20 protein-coding genes and 1 pseudogene are annotated in these 21,213 nt (G+C 66.6%); 17 read left to right on the top strand and 4 right to left on the bottom strand.

Annotation, left to right across the window (positions count from 1 at the left end):
- Positions 1–51: 51 nt before the first annotated feature.
- Positions 52–822: pseudogene (locus tag A9X03_RS28715) on the top strand (cation:proton antiporter); the annotation flags it as partial.
- A gap of 63 nt (positions 823–885) precedes the next feature.
- Here the strand turns inward: A9X03_RS28715 and A9X03_RS29395 are convergent.
- Both A9X03_RS29395 and A9X03_RS20775 read right to left on the bottom strand, forming a co-directional pair.
- Entirely contained in the window at positions 886–1,755 is an 870-nt protein-coding gene (locus A9X03_RS29395; protein ID WP_067781972.1) for a hypothetical protein, read from the bottom strand.
- 12 nt (positions 1,756–1,767) lie between these two features.
- The gene (locus A9X03_RS20775) at positions 1,768–2,997 is read right to left on the bottom strand and encodes an acyl-CoA dehydrogenase family protein (protein WP_068262756.1); all 1,230 of its coding nucleotides are present in this window, start codon (positions 2,995–2,997) and stop codon (positions 1,768–1,770) included.
- A gap of 124 nt (positions 2,998–3,121) precedes the next feature.
- Here A9X03_RS20775 and A9X03_RS20770 point away from each other — a divergent pair, with 124 nt between their 5' ends.
- From A9X03_RS20770 to A9X03_RS20760, 3 genes are all read left to right on the top strand, one after another.
- Complete coding sequence (locus A9X03_RS20770; protein ID WP_068262753.1) at positions 3,122–3,922, top strand: acyl-CoA thioesterase II; 801 nt, start codon at positions 3,122–3,124, stop codon at positions 3,920–3,922.
- 62 nt (positions 3,923–3,984) lie between these two features.
- The gene (locus tag A9X03_RS20765) at positions 3,985–4,509 is read left to right on the top strand and encodes a nuclear transport factor 2 family protein (RefSeq protein WP_067748928.1); all 525 of its coding nucleotides are present in this window, start codon (positions 3,985–3,987) and stop codon (positions 4,507–4,509) included.
- Positions 4,510–4,516: 7 nt separating this feature from the next.
- Positions 4,517–5,617, top strand: a complete 1,101-nt coding sequence (locus A9X03_RS20760) for an NAD(P)-dependent oxidoreductase (protein ID WP_068262749.1) — start codon at positions 4,517–4,519, stop codon at positions 5,615–5,617.
- Positions 5,618–5,675: 58 nt separating this feature from the next.
- On the opposite strand, the gene A9X03_RS20755 is transcribed toward A9X03_RS20760, so the two are convergent.
- Entirely contained in the window at positions 5,676–6,659 is a 984-nt protein-coding gene (locus A9X03_RS20755) for an NAD-dependent epimerase/dehydratase family protein (RefSeq protein ID WP_068262746.1), read from the bottom strand.
- Positions 6,660–7,631: an aldo/keto reductase gene (locus A9X03_RS20750; protein ID WP_068262744.1), complete on the bottom strand. Its 972-nt coding sequence runs from the start codon at positions 7,629–7,631 to the stop codon at positions 6,660–6,662.
- 83 nt (positions 7,632–7,714) lie between these two features.
- Here A9X03_RS20750 and A9X03_RS20745 point away from each other — a divergent pair, with 83 nt between their 5' ends.
- The 13 genes from A9X03_RS20745 to A9X03_RS20685 all read left to right on the top strand — a co-directional run.
- Positions 7,715–9,043, top strand: coding sequence for an acyltransferase (locus A9X03_RS20745; protein ID WP_067748917.1), 1,329 nt, complete (start codon positions 7,715–7,717; stop codon positions 9,041–9,043).
- Between the two features lie 121 nt (positions 9,044–9,164).
- Positions 9,165–9,470 carry a hypothetical protein gene (locus A9X03_RS20740; protein WP_067748915.1) on the top strand — a complete coding sequence of 102 codons (306 nt, stop codon included), beginning with the start codon at positions 9,165–9,167 and terminating at the stop codon, positions 9,468–9,470.
- 156 nt (positions 9,471–9,626) lie between these two features.
- Positions 9,627–10,295 carry a TetR/AcrR family transcriptional regulator gene (locus tag A9X03_RS20735; protein WP_067748912.1) on the top strand — a complete coding sequence of 223 codons (669 nt, stop codon included), beginning with the start codon at positions 9,627–9,629 and terminating at the stop codon, positions 10,293–10,295.
- A 52-nt stretch (positions 10,296–10,347) separates the two neighbouring features.
- Positions 10,348–10,593, top strand: coding sequence for a hypothetical protein (locus tag A9X03_RS29390; protein WP_156746620.1), 246 nt, complete (start codon positions 10,348–10,350; stop codon positions 10,591–10,593).
- A gap of 465 nt (positions 10,594–11,058) precedes the next feature.
- A complete protein-coding gene (locus tag A9X03_RS20725) occupies positions 11,059–11,772 on the top strand; it encodes an MlaE family ABC transporter permease (RefSeq protein ID WP_369804363.1) in 714 nt (237 codons plus the stop codon).
- A gap of 1 nt (position 11,773) precedes the next feature.
- Positions 11,774–12,643, top strand: a complete 870-nt coding sequence (locus A9X03_RS20720) for an ABC transporter permease (protein ID WP_067278674.1) — start codon at positions 11,774–11,776, stop codon at positions 12,641–12,643.
- Between the two features lie 6 nt (positions 12,644–12,649).
- Positions 12,650–13,957 (top strand): MCE family protein, encoded by a 1,308-nt coding sequence (locus A9X03_RS20715; protein ID WP_067748903.1) that lies wholly within the window; start codon positions 12,650–12,652, stop codon positions 13,955–13,957.
- Positions 13,954–14,994 (top strand): virulence factor Mce family protein, encoded by a 1,041-nt coding sequence (locus A9X03_RS20710; protein WP_067748900.1) that lies wholly within the window; start codon positions 13,954–13,956, stop codon positions 14,992–14,994. Before A9X03_RS20715 ends, A9X03_RS20710 begins: the two co-directional genes overlap by 4 nt.
- Positions 14,991–16,550, top strand: a complete 1,560-nt coding sequence (locus A9X03_RS20705; protein ID WP_067748897.1) for a virulence factor Mce family protein — start codon at positions 14,991–14,993, stop codon at positions 16,548–16,550. The genes A9X03_RS20710 and A9X03_RS20705 overlap by 4 nt, the downstream gene beginning before the upstream one ends.
- Entirely contained in the window at positions 16,547–18,103 is a 1,557-nt protein-coding gene (locus A9X03_RS20700) for a virulence factor Mce family protein (RefSeq protein WP_067748894.1), read from the top strand. The genes A9X03_RS20705 and A9X03_RS20700 overlap by 4 nt, the downstream gene beginning before the upstream one ends.
- A complete protein-coding gene (locus A9X03_RS20695) occupies positions 18,100–19,269 on the top strand; it encodes a virulence factor Mce family protein (protein ID WP_156669902.1) in 1,170 nt (389 codons plus the stop codon). Before A9X03_RS20700 ends, A9X03_RS20695 begins: the two co-directional genes overlap by 4 nt.
- Positions 19,263–20,819, top strand: coding sequence for an MCE family protein (locus tag A9X03_RS20690; RefSeq protein WP_067748890.1), 1,557 nt, complete (start codon positions 19,263–19,265; stop codon positions 20,817–20,819). The genes A9X03_RS20695 and A9X03_RS20690 overlap by 7 nt, the downstream gene beginning before the upstream one ends.
- A 13-nt stretch (positions 20,820–20,832) precedes the next feature.
- On the top strand, positions 20,833–21,213 hold a 381-nt coding region (locus tag A9X03_RS20685; RefSeq protein ID WP_369831400.1), incomplete at its 3' end, for a type II toxin-antitoxin system Phd/YefM family antitoxin.

The raw sequence follows: 21,213 nt of genomic DNA, 5'->3' as shown, positions 1-21,213 counted from the left end.
CTGCTGAACAGTGGCGTGCTGTTCGGAAAAGGCGTCTCGCTCGCCTTGGCGATGATGTTCCTGGGCGCGTCGATCGCAACCACCGCGTTTCCAATGCTGGCCCGAATCATTTTCGAACAACGGCTTTCCGGAACGCCTCTAGGTACGCTCGCCCTGATCTGCGGCGCGATCGACGATGCGCTTTCCTGGTGCATCCTCGCCGTCGTGCTCGCCATCCATCGAGGCAATCCCACCACAGCCGCCACGGCGATAGCCGGTGGCATTCTTTACACGGCGCTGCTCCTGACCGTCGGGCGGAAAGCGCTGGCCGCCCTCGGCGCGAGATCCGAGCGCCGCAACGCGGTCAGCGCATCCACGTTCAGCACCGTCCTCGTGTTGCTCATGACGTGCGCATGGTTCACCGACGCGATCGGCATCTACGCGATATTCGGCGCATTCGTCCTGGGCGCGGCAATGCCGTCCGGCTTCTTCGCCCACCAACTCACCGCCAGGCTCGAGCCGTTGGTGACCACGTTGTTGCTGCCGCTGTTCTTCGTCTACTCGGGGCTGAATACCCAGATCGGCCTGGTGAACAGCCCGAAACTGTGGGCGGTGACGGTGGGAATGCTCCTGCTGTCGATCTTCGGCAAGGGCGTTTCGTGCGCGGTGGTCGCGTGGCTCAGGAAAGTCCCTTTTCGTGAGGCCGTTGCGCTGGGTTCCTTGATGAACGCCCGCGGATTGATCGAACTCATTCTGCTCAACATCGGGCTCCAGGCCGGCATCATCACCCCGACGCTCTTCAGCATCCTCGTTCTGGTTGCCGTGGTCACGACCCTGATGGCCACACCGATATTCGAGTTCGTTTATGGGCGGCACCGGGCAGGCGAGGCGTCCCCCACCGGCCGGTCAAGAATCCAGGACGTCGAAGACCGCCGCAGCGGAGGTGACGGCCTTGTCCGCGTTCCCCTCGTCGTGCAGCAGCATGCGCACGCCGACGCGGCCGGGGGCGCCGCGGTGGGCGACCCCCTCGACCCGGAAGGGACCCACCTTGCCGCGCGACATGAACATGACGTGCCAGCTGACCACCTGGAGCTTTCGGGTCCCCGCGACGCCGGCGGCGAGGTCGATCGCCGCGGTTTCTAGGACGACGTGCTGCGGGCCGATGTGCAGCGCGGCGTCCGGCGAAGCGAGTTCGGTGCTGAGCTCGGGCAGCACCCAATGGCCATCGTCCCGCCTGCTGGCCCCGAAGGCCTGCCACAGCGGCGGCAGGTCCGGCGAGTCCTCGATCTCCAATTCCGTACCCGAAACGTCCATCCGGCCCAGGCCTTCCGGCGGAATGCCGATGATCGCTCCCTGCCCCTCGTTGAAGGCGATCACCCGATCCGGATTGTCGGCGTCGACGATCTTGCACCGCCCGTAACCCATGGTGCGGCCCTGGTGCACGATGCCCGAACCCACGATCTCGACCCGCCTGACGTCGTAGCCCGGGTCGATGATCTGCACCGACGCGATGACCGGATTGGGCACCGCGACCATGTCCGTCTGGCATCCTTCGGGGGACGAGATGGCCAACGGCGCCACCATGATTCCACCGGCCTCGTTGCGCATGTCACGGCGAATGGTGACGGTGTCGTCGACCTCACCGATGTCCATCGAGGAGTGTTTGCGGCCGATGTAGCGGTAGCTGAGCAGACCCGTCCAGCGCCGATACAGCTCGTCCCGGTATGCCTCGGAGTCTCCCGCCAACTCCCGGATGTCACGAAGCTGGTCGCTCAATTCCGGCCTCCTTCAAGCTTTTCCGTGCCGCACCTGGTTGAACGGCACGCCACGGTCGGCGGCGTACTCGCGCGGGAAATTCAGGACCCGCTCCCCGATCACGTTGCGTGCCATCTCCGTGGTCCCGCCACCGATGCTGGCAATCTGGCGGCCCAGGTAGCGCGTGCCGATGTCGAGCAAACCCGTCCCGTCGTCGATCGCGGCCGCCGGTCCGGCGACGGCCAGCGCGGTGTCGACTTCGACGTCGTGCACCTCGGCCATGTAGAGCCGGATGATCGATCCCGCGGCGGGCGGCAGCGAACCGGCGGCCACGCCGTGGAAGACGTGCTCGCTGAGTTGTCCATGCACCGCCCTGTGCACCAAAGCTCGCCCGACCATTTCCCGGACACGTTCGTTGCCGGCTTGTTTCGCCTTCTCGACCACCGACAGCAGGTCGACGGAGACATCCTCGGCCTCGGCGATTCCCGGCCCGCTGGTGTACTCCGACCCGTCGCCCATGCTGCGACGTTCGTGGTAGAGCTGGCGCGACGCGACGTCCCATCCCTTACCCGGCTCACCGACGACGGCGTCGTCACCGACGTCGACGTCGTCGAAGAACTCCTCGCAGAATTCGACCGAGCCGTTGACCTGCTTGATGCGGTTGATGATGACGCCGGGATGCCGAAGCGGCACCAGGAACATCGTCAGCCCTTCGTGTTTGGGCGCGTTCCAGTCCGTCCGGGCCAGGCACAGCCCATAGTCCGCGGCGAATGCCCACGTGCTCCATGTCTTGGCGCCGTTGATGATCCATCGTCCGTCCCTGCGGTCGGCACGGGTGAGGACGCCCGCAAGATCCGATCCCCCGCTGGGTTCCGACAGCAACTGCACCAGCACTTCGTCGCCGCGAAGCGCGGCGGCTATGTGGGTGCGCTTCTGTTCCTCGCTGCCCATGTCGAGGATCGTCGCGCAGCAGATGGCGAAGGACGGGACGTTGAGCATGAGCGGCGTCTCGTAGGCCAGGGCCTCGGCGTCGAACGCCTTCTTGTATTCGTAGCCCAACCCGAGGCCGCCGCACTCGCGCGGGAAGCAGATGCCGGCGAATCCGCCGTCGTACAGCTTCCTCTGCAATTCACGCGCGCGGCGCCACGAAGCCAGCTCGTCGCGCTGCAGGGCCATTGCGTCTTCGGAATCAAGCCGAGGGAGGTTTCCGGCCAGCCAGGCCCTGGCCCGGCTCCGGAATTCTGCGACCGACTCGGAAGTCACCGGATGGCCTCTCATTCGAGCGTCGACCTTGTGCTGGGCGACTGTACAGCAGCGGAGCCGAGGCAGTCGAGACCCCGCCCTCGGCGCCGCGTCGCGTCCCCCGCCGGTAGTCTGCGGACGACTCATGACGCACCCCTTCGACGACGCCATCCGGCTGCAAACCATCGACGCCGACACCAGGCGCGGCCGGACCCATCCGGAATGGGCCAATATGGTGGGGCCCTTCGGTGGCATCACCGCCGCGACGATGCTGCACGCGATCGAATCGCACCCCGAGCGCATCGGCGAACCGTTGGCTTTGACGGTCAACTACGCCGCCCCCATCGCCGACGGCGACTTCGACATCTCACTGCGGGCCGCGCGCACCAACCGCAGCAACCAGCACTGGATCGCCGAACTCGGCCAGGATGGAGACGTCAAGACAACGGTGACCGCGTTGTTCGCTCTGCGCCGCGACAGCTGGGGCGACACGGAAAGCCGCCCGCCGAGCGCACCGGACCCGGAGCAGGTTCCGCCCACCGATCCCGGCATCGTTCGATGGACCAGCCTTTACGACATGCGGTATGTCGAGGGACAAATTCCCAGGGAGGACGGGCAACCGAGCGAATCCTCGACGACCACACTGTGGGTGCGTGACGGCGCCCACCGCCCCGTCGACTACCCGGCGCTGGCGGCCCTGAGCGACGTCTTCTATCCGCGCGTGTTCCTGCGCCGCGGCAACGTCATCCCGTCGGGGACCATCTCGTTGACGACATATTTCCTCGCCGACCAGCACCAACTCGACCATTTGGGAGACGACTTCGTCCTGTGCACCGCCCACGCCAACCGCTTCTCCCGGGGCTACTTCGACCAGAGCGCGCAGGTATGGACGCGGGAGGGCACGCTGCTGGCGACCACGCATCAGGTCGTCTACTTCAAGGGCTGACAGGTTTACACTTCGCCAGTGAAACGTCACGCAGGGGCGCACACCGAAGGAATAGAGCCGCTATGACACAGCGCGCGCACGACGCGATCGCCGACGCGGCCACACTGCTGGACATCGAATCGATCAAGCAGCTCAAGGCTCGCTATTGCCGATACCTCGACAACAAGGACTGGGCGGCGTGGCGAACCGTCTTCACCGATGACTTCGTCAGCGACACCGCCGAGGCGGGCGGCAAGGTCATCGAGGGCGCGGACGAGTTCGTGTCGTTCACCCGCAAGGCCCTCGGGCGGCCGGCCCAGGCCACGGCGCACCAGGTGCACGCCCCCGAAATCACGCTCACTTCGGCGACCACCGCCCGCGGGGTGTGGGCGGTGCAAGACGTCGTCCGATTCGGAGCAGGCGTGACCTTGGTGGGGTACGGCCACTACCACGAGACCTATGAGAACGTCGACGGTCAGTGGTTTATCAAGAGCTCCAAGCTAACTCGCGTGCGAGAGGATATCGTCACCCCAGTATTCTCGATCTACGTCTCCGAGCGAATCCGACGCGCGATCGGCAGAGCCGCCAATCGACTGATGGGACAATGACAAAGCCATGACTGCCTCTACCGTTTTGGTCACCGGCGCGTTCGGACAAGTCGGCAAGCGTTGCACTCAGATCCTGCTCGAGCGGGGACGCACCGTCATCGCAATGGATCTGCGCAACGACAACACCGTCGCCGTCGAACGCGAGCTGGCCGCCGGCGGGTACCCCGGCACGCTCATTGCGGCCTACACCGATCTGCTGGACGCCGAGGCGGTGCGCGGGCTCGCCGCGACTCATCGGCCCGACGCGGTCGTCCACCTCGCCGCGGTCGTGTCCCCGCTGTCGTATCGCAAGCCCGCGTTGGCCCGCAAGGTAAACGTCGGTGGCACCGAGAATCTCTTGGCGGCCTGCGCCGCGCTCCCCCGGCCGCCGCTGTTCCTGATGGCGTCCAGCGCCGCGGTCTACGGTTCGCGCAACCCCTACCGCCAGCCGGAGCGGATCACCCCCGATACCCCCGTGAACCCCATCGACCAATACGGTCAGGACAAGGTCCTCGCCGAGGCGGCGATCCGCGACAGTGGCCTGCCGTACGCGCTGTTCCGCCTGGGCGGGGTCATCTCGCCGGATACCCACACCACGGTCAACAGCGACTCGCTACTGCTGATGCGGTCGATGCCCGGCGACAACCGCATGCACGCCGTGGACGCGCGCGATGTGGCGCTCGCTTTCGCCAACGGCGTCGACCGTGAGTCGGCGATCGCGGGCAAGGTGATCCTGATCGGCGGCAACGAGACCTACGTGCTCACCCAGCGCGACCTCGAGGACGGACTCATGGACGCCGTCGGCCTGGGTGGCCTGGGCCCGTCCGCCAGCCTGCCCGGCGACCCCACCGACGACCGCGGCTGGAGCTTCACCGGCTGGTACGACACCACCGAAGCGCAGGCGCTGCTGAACTTTCAGGAGCACGACTGGTCCGACACCCTGGCGTGGATCGCCCAAACACAGGGGCGCCTGCGGACCGTCGTGCGACTGCTGAGCCCCGTATTGCGCCCGGTACTGCGCACCGTCCTGATGGTGCAGCGCCGGCTCGAGGGGCGTGGACCATACGCCGACCCGTGGTCGCTGATCGAAAAGAAATACGGGACCGCCGCGCTGGCCGGCGCCGACTAGCTACCCGGCCGGGCGCTGCGGGTACCTCCCGCTTGCGGGGACGGGTCGCCACCGCGTATCACTTCAGGGACGCGAAGAAGACGGCGGCCTTGCGAATCGAGTCCTCGACGGGTTCGGGCGTCCACCCGAGCTCGCGTTCGGCCTTGCCGTGGTCGAGCGGGGACATCAATTCGGCCATGCGGATTCCGACGTAGGCGAACGGCAGGTCCCGGCCCAGCAGCGCCGCCGCCGCGTCGTTGACCCGCGCACCGGCGCGCAGCACGGACATCGGGATACCGATGCGCGGCGGGCGCCTGCCGACGGCCGTGGCCGCGATCTCATGCAGCTCCCGGACGCTCATGTAGCGGTCGGAGACAATGTAGCGCTCGCCGTTGCGTCCGCGCTCCGCCGCGAGAAGCATTGCCCTTGCGGCGTCTTCGATGCCCACCACCTCGGCCGAGTAGCCGAAATAGAACGGAAACCTTCCGGTCGCGACGAGGGCAAGCAAGGAGCCGTGTGGGGTCGGCGCCCAGTCGCCGGGCCCATAGGTGGTGGATACGCACATCGCCACCGCGGGCAATCCCTTGTCCCGCGCGTACGACAGCAGCAGGTCTTCCCCGGCCACCCGCGCCTCGATATACGGGCCGCCCTGATCCCAGTTGTGCGGATCGTCCTCGGTGACTGGCTTACCGTTACTGATCGCCAAAGTGCCTGTGGTGCTGGTGTAGACGAACCTCTTGAGGTCGGCGCCCAGCGCCGCGTCGAGGACGTGTCGCAGCCCCTCGACGTTGGTGCGGAACAGCTGCGCCGGGTCCCGCAGCCACATCCGGGCGTCGACGACGCAGTAGTAGACGACGTCACACCCGGCCATGGCCGCGGCCAGCGCCCGGTCGTCGAAGACATCCCCGTAGCAGCGCTCGACATCGAGATCGTCGATTCCCTTGGTAGAGCTGGTGCGCCGCAACATCACTCGCACGTCGGCGCCGGCGGCGACGAGCTGCCGGGTGACATGCGAGCCCAGGAAGCCGCTCGCCCCGATCACCAGTTTCTTGGCGACGGCCACCTAACGGTCGATCCACTTCATCTGCGCCTCGGCGTGATGGCCCCCGATGGCCGGGGTGAGCCGGTCGAGCCGGGACAGCTGGTCGGCGGTCAGTTCGACGGCGTCCGCACCGACGTTCTCTTCGAGGCGCGCCACGCGCTTCGTCCCCGGAATCGGCACGATGTCGCGGCCTTTCGCCAACAGCCAGGCGAGGGCCACCTGAGCGGGAGTGGCCCCGACATCGGCGCTGATGCTGCGCAATTCGTCCGCGCTGTTCAAGTTGTGCTGAAAGTTCTCGTCGAAGAAACGCGGATTGGTCTTGCGGTAGTCGCTGTCCGGCAACCCCTCGGTGGAGCGAATGGCGCCGGTGAGGAAGCCGCGCCCCAACGGCGAGTAGGCGACGAACCCGATCCCCAGTTCGCGCAGCAGCGGCAAGATCTCGTCTTCCTGGTCGCGCGTCCACAACGAATATTCGGATTGCACGGCGGTGACCGGATGTACCGCGTGCGCGCGCCGAATGGTCATCACGCCGACCTCCGAAAGGCCGATGTACCTAATCTTCCCGGCGGCGACCAACTCCGCCAACGCCCCGACGGTGTCTTCGATCGGGGTCTCCCGGTCGAGGCGGTGCTGATAGTAGAGATCGATGCGATCGGTTCCGAGCCTCTGCAGCGAACCGTCCACCGCGATGCGAATGTTGGCGGGGCTGCTGTCCAGCCCGCCGCGCCCCGTGTGGGAGATCATCCCGAACTTCGTCGCCAACACCACCTGATCCCGCCGGCCCTGCAGCGCGCGGGCGAGCAGTTCTTCGTTGACATACGGGCCGTAGACCTCGGCGGTGTCGATCAGCGTGACGCCCAGATCGATGGCGCGCTGAACGGTACGGATCGACTCGGCATCATCGGTGCCTGCGCCTGCGTACGCCACGGACATCCCCATCGCGCCCAGGCCCAGGCGGCCGATTTCCAGGTCGGCGAGGCGAGCGTGTTTCATGGGGTCATTGTGCGCCCGGCGACTTCACGGGACGGGGCGGGTACCGTTGCGCGAGTGCACCGCATCGATCTCGCCGCGATCCGATGGACGACGTAGAAACCGCGCGACCGGCCCGCAATCTCGCGGTCGACTACTACCGCGCCTCGGGCGTGGTCCTCATCGTGCTGGGCCACTGGCTGGCCGGTTCGGTGACTTACCACGATGGGCAATTCGGCCGCGAGAACCCGCTGCTCGACATGCCATGGACGCAATGGCTGACATGGATTTTCCAGGCGGTTCCGGTGTTCTTCTTCGTGGCCGGCTATGCCGGGGCCGTGTCGTGGGCTCACCGCCGCGACGCCGAGAGCTTCTCGCGCCAGGCCTGGATCCGGCATCGACTCGCTCGGGTGCTCGGACCGACCACGGTCTATGTCGCGCTGATTTCGGCGATCGTGGTGGTCCTGCGGGCCCGGCATTTGCCCGGCACCGTGATGGAATACGCGGGTTGGGCGGTGGCCATGCACCTGTGGTTCCTCGCGGTGTACGTGCTCGTCGTGTCACTGACGCCGATTGCCGTTGCGGCGCATAGGCGTTGGGGCCTCGTGGTCCCGCTGGTACTGGCCGCGGGAGTCGTGCTGGTCGACGCCGTCTCGCTCGCGGGCCACGTCCCCTATATCGGCACGCTGAACTATCTGCTGTGCTGGGGCCTGCTCTACCAGCTCGGGATCGCCTGGCAGGGTGGCCTGTTGGCCGGCCGCCGGCCGATGCTGCTCGCTGCCGCCTCGGCCGTCGCTCTGATGCTGCTGATCCGGGTGGGGCCGTATCCGGTGAGCATGATCGGCGTTCCTGGCGAAGCGATCGAGAACACGACGCCGCCGACGGTGGCGATGATGGCCTTCGGGTGCACGCAAGCGGGGCTGGCCATGGCATTGGCGCCGGCACTGGACCGGATCCTGCACCACCGCTCGGTGCAGCGGGTGTTGTCCACCGCCAACGCCAACGTGATGGCCCTTTACCTATGGCACATGGTTCCGGTTGTCATCGTCGCGATCGTCGCCTATCCGGCAGGGCTGATCCCGCAACCGCACGAGGGTTCGGTGGCGTGGTGGCTCGTCCGGCTGGAGTGGATCACGATACTCAGCGTGGTGACCGCGGCCGAACTGATGCTGCTGTGGTGGCAGCGGCGGGTCTTCGCGGTTCCGCTGCCCACGTTCGGGCTGCCGCTCGGTGACCGCTTTGCCGAGGCGATCATGCTGACCGGCACCGTCCTGGCCGCCGCCGGGCTGCATCTGTTGGCGCAGGGCGGCTTCGCACCGAACGGGCGATTCTCCTGGCCGACCGCCGCCCTGTTCGCCGCCGGGGTCGTGTTGGTGGCGGTGCGACCCAAAACCCGAGACACGGTCCCCTCGGGTAAGCGACTTACGGCCCCTTGAGATGGGCCCTAGTGCCCTGGTCGCCTTCCTGATCGGAGAGAAACGTTTCCGCCAAGGCTCGGAGTATCCAAGCAGTTGAGCCTAGGCTACAGGGAGACATCCTCGCTAAGGGAGTACACAGATGTCACACGCCACGCTCCACACCAGCCAGGTCCCTCAGCAGCGCGCGCAGGACGCCGAGCTACTACGGAAGTCGGGGGTGCACAAGCTCGTCGTCGCCGATCGCGACGGCAACTGCTTGGCGTTCCTATTGGCCTGGGACAGCTTCGACTACGACGCCGAGACGGACACCTATGTGTGCGTCGTCGATAGCGATGGCAGAGATCTCATGACCGTGTATACCGCCGGTGAAATCAAACCGGCGTCCAAGGCGAACACCTATGTCGTGACCGCACCCGACAGGTTGAATGGCCACAGGGCGGTGTAGCCGCCCCGAACCAAGCGGGTTCTGACGCGCCACGCTTTCGGCTGACGGACGCGTCGCACGATGTCTGCCGCCCCGGTGGCGCGGCTCGGGGGATCTTGACATCGTCAAGCTTATGATGGACCGTTCGTACGGTTAGTTAGAGCCGAAGGGTGCACGATGCCTCGACCTGGTCGGCGTGGCGAGATCTTCGACGCGTTTGTCCGCTATGTCGCCGAACGCGGCTACGACAGAACGAATATGGGCGACATCGCCGACGAGCTTGGCATGTCGAAGGGCACCATCGTTCATCACTTCGGCACCAAGGCACAGATGTTGCGGGAGCTCGAGGAAACCCACCTCGCCCGACAACTCGATGCGGTGCAGATGGCATGGTCCCGGCTCGGTACACCGCAGGAACGCATCGCCGCAATCATTTACACCTCCGCGCTGCTCCAGGTGGTCGCCCGTGAGGCGACGGTGGCAAGCCAGCGCGAGGTGGTCCAGTTGTCCGACGACCCGGCGATGCAGCAAGTCCGGAAGCTGCGGAACCAATTGCAAAGCTTGGCGATTGAGGAGATCCGCAGCGGAATCGACGGCGGGGTCTTCCGAGCCGTCGACATCGAACTGGCGGCATTGCAGCTGTGGGGATCGCTCGAGTGGATGTGGGTGTGGTTCGGCCCCGCCGATTCCCGCAGCCCGGAACAGGTAGGGGCCGCGTTCGTCGACGTGTTCCTCGGCGGGTTACTGCTCGATCGGCTCGGGCTCGGCAAGTGGGCAAGCCCCTCCGCCGACGTCGTCTCGGTGGTGCGTGAATGCCTCGCCGCCGTCACGGGTCCGGCCGCCTAGCCTCCAACACCATTGCGCGGGGCCGTAATTGGCCCTACCGAGGCTCCGCTTGATGCGCCGCGTCAGCGTTGGCCGACGCTCGTTCGAACGGGAAAAGCACCGAAAAGCCCTGCCGAATACTGTACGCGCGGTCGGTTTCCGTGCGCAGGCTTTTCTCAAAAGAAAGGCCGACGATGTGGCGCCAGGCGTACCGACTACCGCCAAAACCCCTGTAAATCACCAAAAAGACGTCAACACGGCGCTGGCCACCCCCGAATTACTCGCGCGGCGAAGACTCGCCGCCGCCGGCGGTTATTGACTGACCGTACGGTCTAATGCCATAGTGATGCGTGGCGCAAACTAGGGCGGCATGGAGCCGAAGGGTGGGATCTCAGAGTGTCGATCGGGAGGATCACCGGGTCGACTCGCGTCGGGAGTCAGCCCGCGCGGTACGCCACCGATGGGGGCCACCGCTCTTGCGGCAAGACCCGCGGCGAAGGAATCAGGAATCCGGCCCCGTCCCGCCTCACTCGAAACACTCTGTAGTGCAGCGCTTTGCACTGGTGGGCCGCGCGGCGGACCGCCCCGCCAACCAGGATCACGATCACCAACGCGATGACCGTCCCGCGACTACCCATCGCCCGCTTGACGAAGCGGCGGAACCGAAAGCCCTCGTTGCGCGGTCGCGTTCGGGACGGCACGCATGACCACCTCCCACCTGACCGCCAGCAAATTGAGCAGTCGGATTCGGCCCGGGACGGAAGTGGCCGGTGGATTCTTCCGCATGTGCGTGCTGACCGGGAAAGCGCTGAGACAGCCGTTCGAATGGCGCGAGTTCATCTGGAACGGCTGGTTTCTCATGCGGGTATCGCTGCTGCCCACCATCGCCGTGTCCATCCCGGAAACCGTGCTGCTCATCTTCACGCTGAACCTGCTGCTGGCGGAGATCGGCGCCGCCGACGTGTCGGGGGCCGGTGCCGCGATCGGCGCGGTCACCCAGCTCGGCCCGATCGTGACGGTGCTCGTGGTCGCCGGCGCGGGCGGCACCGCCATCTGCGCGGACCTCGGCGCGCGCACCATCCGCGAGGAGATAGACGCGCTCGAGGTGCTCGGCATCGACCCGATCCACCGCCTGGTGGTGCCCCGGGTCGTCGCCTCCACACTTGTCGCGGTGCTGCTCAACGGCCTCGTGGTCGCCGTCGGCCTCGGGGGCGGCTACCTGTTCAGCGTCTACCTGCAGAACGTCTCGAGCGGCGCCTACCTCTCCACGTTGACGGCGCTCACCGGCCTGCCCGAGGTGGTGATCGCGTTCATCAAAGCCGCGACGTTTGGACTGATCGCCGGCCTGGTCGGCTGCTACCGCGGGCTGATCGTCCGCGGCGGATCCAAGGGCCTCGGGACCGCCGTGAACGAGACGGTGGTGCTCTGCTTCATCGCGCTGTTCGCGGTCAACGCGGCGCTGACCACCATCGGCGTCCGGTTCGGGACGGGGCGCTGACATGTCCACGGCTGCCGCCCTCCGCGTCCGCTTCCCGCGGACGAGCGCATTCGTCATCCGTTACGGGGACGTCCCGTCTCGCCCGCTGGTCGAGATCGGGCAGATGGTCTGGTTCGCACTGAGCGCCGTCGGGCAGATCCCCTTCGCCGTACACCGCTACCGCAAAGAGCTGCTCCGCATGGTTGCCCAGATGGGGATGGGCACCGGCGCGATGGCGGTGGTCGGTGGCACCGCCGCCATCGTCGGCTTCATCACCTTGTCGGCGGGTTCACTCGTCGCCATTCAGGGCTACGCGACGCTGGGCAACATCGGTGTCGAGGCGTTCACCGGGTTCTTGGCCGCCCTGGTCAATGTGCGGTTCGTGGCGCCGGTGGCCGCCGGTCAGGCGCTGGCCGCCACGGTCGGCGCGGGTGCCACGGCCGAATTGGGCGCCATGCGCATCAGCGAGGAAATCGACGCGCTCGAGGTGATGAGCATCCGGTCGGTCCCCTTTCTGGCGTCCACCCGGGTGGTGGCGGGTCTGATCGTCATCGTCCCGCTCTACGGGTTGGCGATGACCATGGCGTTCCTGTCCCAGCAGGTCACCACCGTGTTGTTGTACGGGCAGTCCATCGGCACGTACAACCACTACTTCCACACGTTCCTGCGCCTCAACGACGTCGGCTGGTCGTTCGCGGAGGTCATCCTGGTCGCGGTGGTCGTGATGACCACCCACTGCTACTACGGCTACACCGCCACCGGCGGGCCGGTCGGCGTCGGCGAAGCGGTCGGCCGCTCGATGCGGTTGTCGTTGATCACCATCGTCGTGGTGGTCGTGCTGACCGCGATGGCGGTCTACGGCAAGACCCCCAACTTCAACCTCACCGTGTAGCCGCCCATGACGACCCCGGTGAAAGAGAACCCGCAACGCATTCCGCCGTACCGGACGACGGCGCTGGCGTTCCTGATTGTCTCCGCGGTGGTGTTGGGGTTCGTGTGGTTGCAGTTTCGGGGCCAGCTCACGCCGACGACGCGCTTGACGATGTTGGCCCCCCGGGCGGGCTTGGTGATGGATCCGGGTTCGAAGGTCACCTACAACGGCGTGGAGATCGGCCGGGTGGCCAGCATTTCGGAGATCGAGCGTGACGGCATACCGGCCGCCAAGTTCGTCTTGAACGTCAATCCGAAGTGGATCGAGCTGATTCCGGCCAACGTGGACGCCAATATCAAGGCGACCACGGTTTTCGGTAACAAGTACGTGTCGTTGACCTCGCCGAAAAAGCCGACGCCACAACGCATCACGTCGCAGCACGTGATCGATGCCAGGTCGGTGACAACGGAGTTCAACACCCTGTTCGAGACGCTCACCTCGATAACGGAGAAGCTGGATCCGGTCAAGCTCAACCTGACGCTGGCTGCAGCCGCGCAGGCGTTGACCGGGTTGGGCGACAAATTCGGGCAATCGATCGTCAACGCCAACGCCATCCTCGACGACATCAACCCGCAAATGCCGCAGATCCGGCATGACATTCAACAGCTCGGCGCCCTGGGCGACGTCTACGCCAAAGCCGCGCCGGATCTGCTCGACTCCCTCAACAACGCGGTGGTTACGGCGCGCACCCTGCACCGGCAGGAGGCCGATCTGGATTCTGCGTTGTTGTCCGCGGCGGGGCTGGGCAACACCGGCGAAGACATCTTCAAGCGCGGCGGGCCCTACCTGCAGCGCGGCGCCGCCGATCTGGTGCCCACCGCCCAGCTGTTCGACACCTACAGCCCCGAGATCTTCTGCACCATCCGCAACTACTACGACGAGGAACCGGCGGCCTATGCCACCACCGGCGGCGGCAACGGCTATGCGCTGAGAACCATGACCGAGCTGACCTCAGGGCTGGGCGGCATGTTGACGCTCCCGGGGTTGGCCGGCACCGCGGCCACGATGGGGCTCCTGACCCTGGCCGGGCTGGTGGGCGGGGCGCCGAATCCCTTTGTGTACCCGGACAACCTGCCCCGCGTGAACGCCCGCGGCGGGCCGGGCGGTGCGCCCGGTTGCTGGCAGGCCATCACCCATGACCTGTGGCCGGCGCCGAGTCTGGTGGTCGATACCGGCGCCAGCCTCGCGCCCTACAACCATCTGGAAACCGGCTCACCGTACGCCATCGAGTACGTCTGGGGCCGCCAAGTCGGGGACAACACGATCAACCCATGAAAATCACCGGCTCCGCCATCAAGCTCGGCATCGTCTCACTGGTGCTGCTGCTGATCACCGTGTCGATCGTCGTGGTGTTCGCCCAGATGCGCTTCAACAGCACCAACAGCTATTCCGCGGAGTTCAAGAACGCCACCGGGCTCAAGAACGGCCAGTTCGTCCGCGCCGCCGGGGTCGAGATCGGCAAGGTCAAAGCGGTGCGGCTGATCGACGGCGGCCAGCGGGTGATGGTGGACTTCAACGTCGACCGGTCCATACCGCTCTACCAGACGACGACCGCACAGATCCGCTATCTCAATCTGTTCGCCGACCGCTACCTGGAGCTCAAGCGCGGCGAGGGTGACGGCAGCGATCGGATCCTGCCGCCGGGCGGATTCATCCCCCTGTCCCGAACAGCGCCCGCACTCGACCTCGACGCCCTGATCGGTGGATTCAAGCCGCTGTTCAGGGCGCTCGATCCGGAAAAGGTCAACACCATCGCGTCGGCCATCATCACGGTGTTCCAGGGTCAGGGCGGCACCATCAACGACATCCTGGATCAGACCGCGCAGCTGACCGCGCACATCGCTGAACGCGACCAGGCGATCGGTGAGGTGATCAAGAACCTGAACGTCGTGCTCGACACAACGGTCAGGCATCGCAAGGAGTTCGACCAGACCGTCGACAACTTCGAAAGACTGATCACCGGCCTGCAAAACCACGCCGACCCGCTGGCGGCCGGGACCGCGAACATCAGCAACGCCGCCGGCACGGTGGCCGACCTCCTCGCCGACAACCGCGCGCTGCTGCACAAGGCCATCAACTACCTGCAGGCTCTGCAGCAGCCGCTCGTCGACCAACGTGATCAACTCGGCGACCTGATTCACAAGACGCCGACCGCGCTCAATCTCATCGGACGCAGCATCGGCCTCTACGGGGACTGGGTGAACTTCTACCTGTGCGACCTCAGCATCAGGTGGAACGGGTTGCAGCCCGGTGGCCCGGTCCGCACGGTCCGGATCTGGCAGCAGCCCACCGGTAGGTGCACGCCGCAATGAGAACGCTGACGGAATTCAACCGCAACCGGGTCGGCCTGATGGGCATCACCGTGCTGGTGCTGGTCGTCGCCGTCGGCCAAAGCTTCACCAGCATCCCGATGATGTTCGCCAGCCCGAGCTATTACGGACAGTTCACCGACACCGGTCAACTCAACAAGGGCGATAAGGTGCGCATCTCCGGCGTGAACGTCGGCAAGGTGGAGGCGTTCGATATCGACGGCGACCATGTCCGCATCAAGTTCAATATCGGCGCCAACACCATCGGCAGCGAGAGCCGGCTCGCGATCAAGACCGACACCATCCTCGGCAAGAAGGTACTCGAGATCGAGCCGCGCGGAACGCAGACGTTGCGGCCGGGGGCCGTGTTACCGCTGGGCCAGAGCACCACCCCGTATCAGCTCTACGACGCCGCCTTCGACGTCACCAAGGCCGCCACCGGGTGGGACATCGACACCGTCAAGCAGTCGCTGAATGTGTTGTCGCAGACGATCGATCAGACCTATCCGCATCTGAGTGCCACGCTCGAGGGTTTGACCAGATTCTCCGACACCATCGGCAAACGCGACGACCAGATCAAGCACCTACTCGCTCAGGCCCATCAGGTCGCCAGCGTGCTCGGTGACCGCAGCGAACAGATCAACCGGCTGCTGGTCAACGCGAAGACACTCCTGGTCGCGTTCAACGAGCGCAGCCGCGCCATCGGCGCGCTGCTGCAGAACGTTTCCGCTTTCTCGGCCCAGGTGCAGGGATTCATCAACGACAACCCGAATCTGAACCCCGTGCTGGAGCAGTTGCGCGCGATCAGCGACGTGCTGGTGGCGCGTAAGGATGACCTCGCCCAAACCCTCACGTACGTCAGCCAATTCGCCGCCTCCCTGGGTGAATCGGTCGCGTCGGGACCGTACTTCAAGATTGTCCTGTCCAACCTGCTGCCGTATTGGATCTTGCAACCGTTCGTCGACGCCGCGTTCAAGAAGCGCGGCATCGATCCGGAGGACTTCTGGCGCAGCGCCGGGCTTCCCGAGTTCCGGTGGCCGGACCCCAATGGCACCCGGTTCCCCAACGGCGCGCCGCCGCCCGCGCCCCCGGTGCTGGAAGGCACCCCGGACCATCCGGGACCGGCGGTGCCGCCGGGAACGGCCTGCTCGTACACGCCACCGGCCGACGCGCTGCCGCGACCGTGGAACCCGTTGCCCTGCGCGGGTGTTGACGTCGGCGCCTTCGGCGGCAGTTTCCCGGCACCGATCGACGTCGCGGCGTCACCGCCGAACCCGAACGGCCTGCCACCGACGCCGGGAATCCCGATCGCCGCGCGGCCCGGCGACCCGCCTCCCGACGTGCCCGGCGTACCGGTGCCACTGCCCACCCAAGCCCCGCCGGGCGCGCGCACCGAGAACCTGCAACCCGCAGGCCCCGCCCCGCCACCGTCGGCGTTCGCTCCAGGACTCCCGCCGGGGCCGGCGGCGCCCCCGGGACCCGGACAGCAGTTGCCGGCGCCGTTCATCAACCCCGGCGGCACGGGCGGCAGCGGTATCACCGGAGGTAACCAGAATTGAGTAGCGTCTTCGGTATCGGCAAACCGCAGCGCCGGACGGTCGTCGGGGCGGTGGTGGTGCTGCTGGCCCTCGTCGCAGGGATCGTCGGCTGGCGGCTCTATCAGAAGTTGACCACCAACACCGTAATCGCTTACCTCCCAACGGCGAACGCGCTCTATTCCGGGGACAAGGTCCAGATCATGGGCGTGCGCGTCGGCTCAGTCGACAAGATCGAGCCAGCCGGCGACAAGATGAAGGTGACGTTCCACTACGACAACAAATACAAGGTGCCCGCCAACGCGTCCGCCGTAGTCGTCAACCCAACCCTGGTGGCGTCGCGGAGCATTCAGCTGGAGCCCCCCTACAAAGGTGGCCCGGTGATGGGCAACAACGCGGTGATCCCGATCGAGCGCACGCAGATGCCGACGGAGTGGGACGAACTGCGCGAAAGCGTCGCCAACATCATCTCCAAACTCGGCCCGACGCCCGAGCAACCCAAGGGCCCGTTCGGTGAGGCCATCGAGTCGTTCGCGGACGGATTGTCCGGCAAGGGCAAGCAGATCAACACCACACTGAACAGCCTGTCGCGGTCGCTCACCGCGCTGAACGAGGGCCGGGGCGACTTCTTCGCGGTGGTGCGCAGCCTGGCGCAGTTCGTCAACGCGTTGCACAAAGACGACCAGCAATTCGTCGCGCTGAACAAGAACCTCGCCCAGTTCACCGACGAGTTGACCGGGTCCGACCGCGACCTGTCCAACGCTATCCAGCAGTTCGACAGCCTACTCTCAACGCTGCGCCCGTTCTTGGACAAGAACCGCGAGGTGCTCGCCCATGACATCGGCAACCTCGACAGCCTGACCACCACGCTGGTCCAGCCCGACCCGCTGAACGGGTTGGAGACCGCCCTGCACGTCCTGCCGACGCTGGAGACGAATCTCAGCCAGATCTACCACCCGTCCCACGGCGCCGTCATGTCCATCCCGGCTATCCCGAACTTCGCCAACCCAATGCAGTTCATGTGCAGCATGATTCAGGCCGGCAGCCGGCTGGGCTACCAGGAATCCGCCGAACTGTGCGCCCAATACCTGGCGCCGATCCTCGATGCGATCAAGTTCAATTACCTGCCGTTCGGGCTGAACCTGTTCAGCACCGCCGAGGTGCTGCCCAAGGAAGTCGCCTACTCCGAACCCCGGCTGCAACCGCCCAACGGGTACAAAGACACCACGGTGCCCGGGATCTGGGTGCCCGACACTCCGTTCTCGCACCGCAACACCCAGCCCGGCTGGGTCGCCGCGCCGGGCATGCAAGGCACCCAGGTGGGGCCGGTCACCGGGGGCCTGATGACCCCCGAATCGCTGGCCGAACTCCTGGGCGGCCCCGGCGGCCCACCCCCTCCCCCGGGCTTGCAGACGCCGCCGGGGCCGCCGAACGCCTATGACGAGAACCCCGTCGTGCCACCGATCGGCCTGCGTGCGCCGCAGGTGCCGATCCCGCCACCGCCCCCGGGGCCGGGCGTGGTCCCGGGTCCGGTCGCGCCGACACCGGCGGCCGCCGCTACGGGAGCCGGATCATGATGCGCACCTTGGCTATTCGGGTCCGCCACCTGGGCTGGAAGGCGCTTGCTGTGTTGACCGCCGCGACGGTGCTTACCTCGTGCGCGAAGTGGCACGGAATCGCCAACGTACCGATGCCCGGCGGTCCGGGCTCCGGGCCCGGCTCCTACACCGTGTATGTCCAGATGCCCGACACGCTGGCCCTCAACGACAACAGCCGGGTGCGGGTGGCGGATGTCTTCGTCGGCACGGTGCGCGCGATCGAACTCAAGAACTGGGTCGCGACGCTGACACTGCGGCTGGGCAAGAACGTCAAGCTGCCCAGGAACGCCACCGCCAAGATCGGCCAGACCAGCCTGCTGGGTTCCCAGCACGTTGAGCTGGCGGCGCCGCCCAACCCCTCCCCGGAGCCGCTGCGGGACGGTGACACCATCCCGCTGAAAAACGCGTCCACCTATCCCACCACCGAGCAGACGCTGGCCAGCCTCGCCATCGTGCTGCACGGAGGCGGCATCCCGAACCTCGAAGTGCTGCAGAACGAGGTCTACAACATCCTCAACGGGCGGGCCGACCAGATCCGCGCCTTCCTGGGCAAGCTGGACACCTTCACCGCCCGGCTCGACGAGCAGCGCGCCGACATCACCCGGGCCATCGATTCCACCAACCGGCTGCTGGCGTACGTGGGTCCCCGCTCCGATGTGTTGGACCGGGTCCTCACCGAATTCCCGCCACTGCTCAAGCATTTCGCCGACAAACAGAATCTTCTGATCAACGCCGTCGACGCGACGGGACGGCTCAGCGGAGTCGCCGACCAATACCTGTCGGCCGCGCGTGGCGACATCCACCAGGACCTGCAGTCGCTGCAGTGCCCGCTGCGCGAGCTCGGCCGGGCGGCGCCGTACCTCATCCGCGCCCTCAAGCTGATCCTCGTGCGGCCGTTCGACATCGACGCCGTGCCCAAGGCGTTCCGCGGTGACTACTTCAACCTGTCGCTGACGCTCGACCTGACCATGAGCGCCGTCGACAACGCGGTCCTCACCGGGACCGGATTCTCCGGGGCGCTGCGCGCGCTCGAGCAATCGTGGGGCCGCGACCCCGAAACGATGATTCCCGACGTCCGGTACACGCCGAACCCCAACGATGTTCCGGGTGGCCCCCTGGTCGAAAGGGCGGACAGGCAATGCTGACCCGCTTCATCAAGCGCCAGCTGGTCGCGTTCACCATCCTGACCGCGATCACGGCGGTCGCGCTGGGCTGGTACTACCTGCAGATTCCCAGCGCGGCGGGAATCGGCCAGTACACGCTGAGGGCGGACCTGCCCGCGTCGGGTGGGCTGTACAAGACCTCCAACGTCACCTATCGCGGCGAAACCATCGGCACGGTCACCGCCGTCGAGCCGACCGCGACGGGCGCGCGGGTGACCATGAGCATCGGCGACCGCTACCGGATACCGATTGACGCGTCGGCGAACGTGCATTCGGTGTCGGCGGTCGGTGAGCAATACCTGGACCTGGTGTCGACGGGCAATCCGAGCCAGTACTTCTCGCCCGGCCAGACGATCACGAAGGGGACCATCCCCACCGAGATCGGGCCCGCGCTGGACGCGGCCAACCGCGGGCTGGCCGTGCTGCCGAAGGACAAGATCGCCTCGCTGCTCGACGAAACCGCCCAAGCCGTAGGCGGATTGGGCCCCGCGCTGCAACGCCTGGTCGACGCGACGCAGGCCATCGCCGGCGACTTCAAGACCAACATCTCCGACATCAACGACATCGTCCAGAACTCCGGGCCCGTCATCGACAGTCAGGTCAACTCCGGCGACTCGATCGAGCGGTGGTCACACAATCTGAACATCCTGGCCGCCCAGAGCGCGGAAAACGACCGGCACGTGCAGAGCATCCTGACCCAGGCGGCCCCGACCGCCGATCAGGTCAACGAGGTGTTCGGCGACGTCCGCGAGTCGCTGCCGCAGACCCTGGCGAATCTCGAGATCGTGCTGGACATGCTCAAGCGCTACCACAAGGGCGTCGAGCAACTCCTGGTCGCCTACCCGCAGGGCGCCTCGGAGGGCCAAACCGTGACGTCGGCCTTCCCGGGGTATGCGTCGCTCGGCACCTCGCTGACGATCAACCAGCCCCCGCCGTGTCTGACCGGGTTCCTCCCGGCGGCCGAGTGGCGGTCTCCCGCGGACACCAGCCTCGCGCCGATGCCGTCCGGAACCTATTGCAAGATCCCGCAGGACACCCCCGCGAACGCCGTGCGCGGCGCACGCAACCTTCCATGCGTCGACGTCCCGGGTAAACGCGCCGCGACGCCACGGGAGTGCCGCGATTCCAAACCGTACGTGCCGTTGGGCACCAACCCGTGGTACGGCGACCCCAACCAGATCGTCACCTGTCCTGCGCCGGCCGCGCGTTGCGACCAGCCCGTGAAACCGGGGCTCGTGATGCCCGCGCCGTCGGTCAACAACGGCCTCAATCCGGCGCCCTCCGACCGGGTGGCGGGGACGCCGCCGCCGACCAGCGATCCGCTGCAACGGCCGGGATCGGGCACCGTCGAATGCAATGGGCAGCAACCGAACCCGTGCGTGTACACGCCCGCCGGCCCTCCCCCGGCGGTGTACCTCCCGCAGAGCGGCGAACTGGTGGGGCCCGATGGCGTCAAGTACGCGGTCGAAAACTCGAACAAGACCGGAGACGACGGCTGGCAGGACATGCTGGCGCCGTCGACCGGCCGATAGAGATTGGAGCGACATGCCGGAAGCCATTGGCCTGGGCCAACTTCGAAGTGACGCCTGCACGTATCTCGAGCGGGTCGCCGCCGGGGAGGCGATCGACGTCATCCGTCGCGGCAAGCTGGTGGCGCGGATCCTGCCCGTCGGTGACTGGCGGGTGGCTCCGATCCCGGCGCGTTCGGCGAAACTCGCCGCGCAGGACACCGGCGGGTGGGTCGGCCTCGACGAACTTCGCACCCGCGCCGGCCGGTGCTTCGACCGGGTGGCGGCCGGGGAGACGCTGAGCGTCGTCCGGGGCGGCCGATTGTTGGCGCAGATCGTGTCCGCCGGTGACGCGGCGAGCAGTCCCACACCGGCGGATGGCCGGGGTGGGATCGAGCTCGACGAGCTCCGGAAGCGC

The organism is Mycobacterium sp. E1715 (assembly GCF_001667625.1).
Lineage (GTDB): Bacteria > Actinomycetota > Actinomycetes > Mycobacteriales > Mycobacteriaceae > Mycobacterium.
The sequence above is the reverse complement of the archived record's forward strand: the minus strand, read 5'-3'. Positions and strand labels throughout refer to the sequence as shown.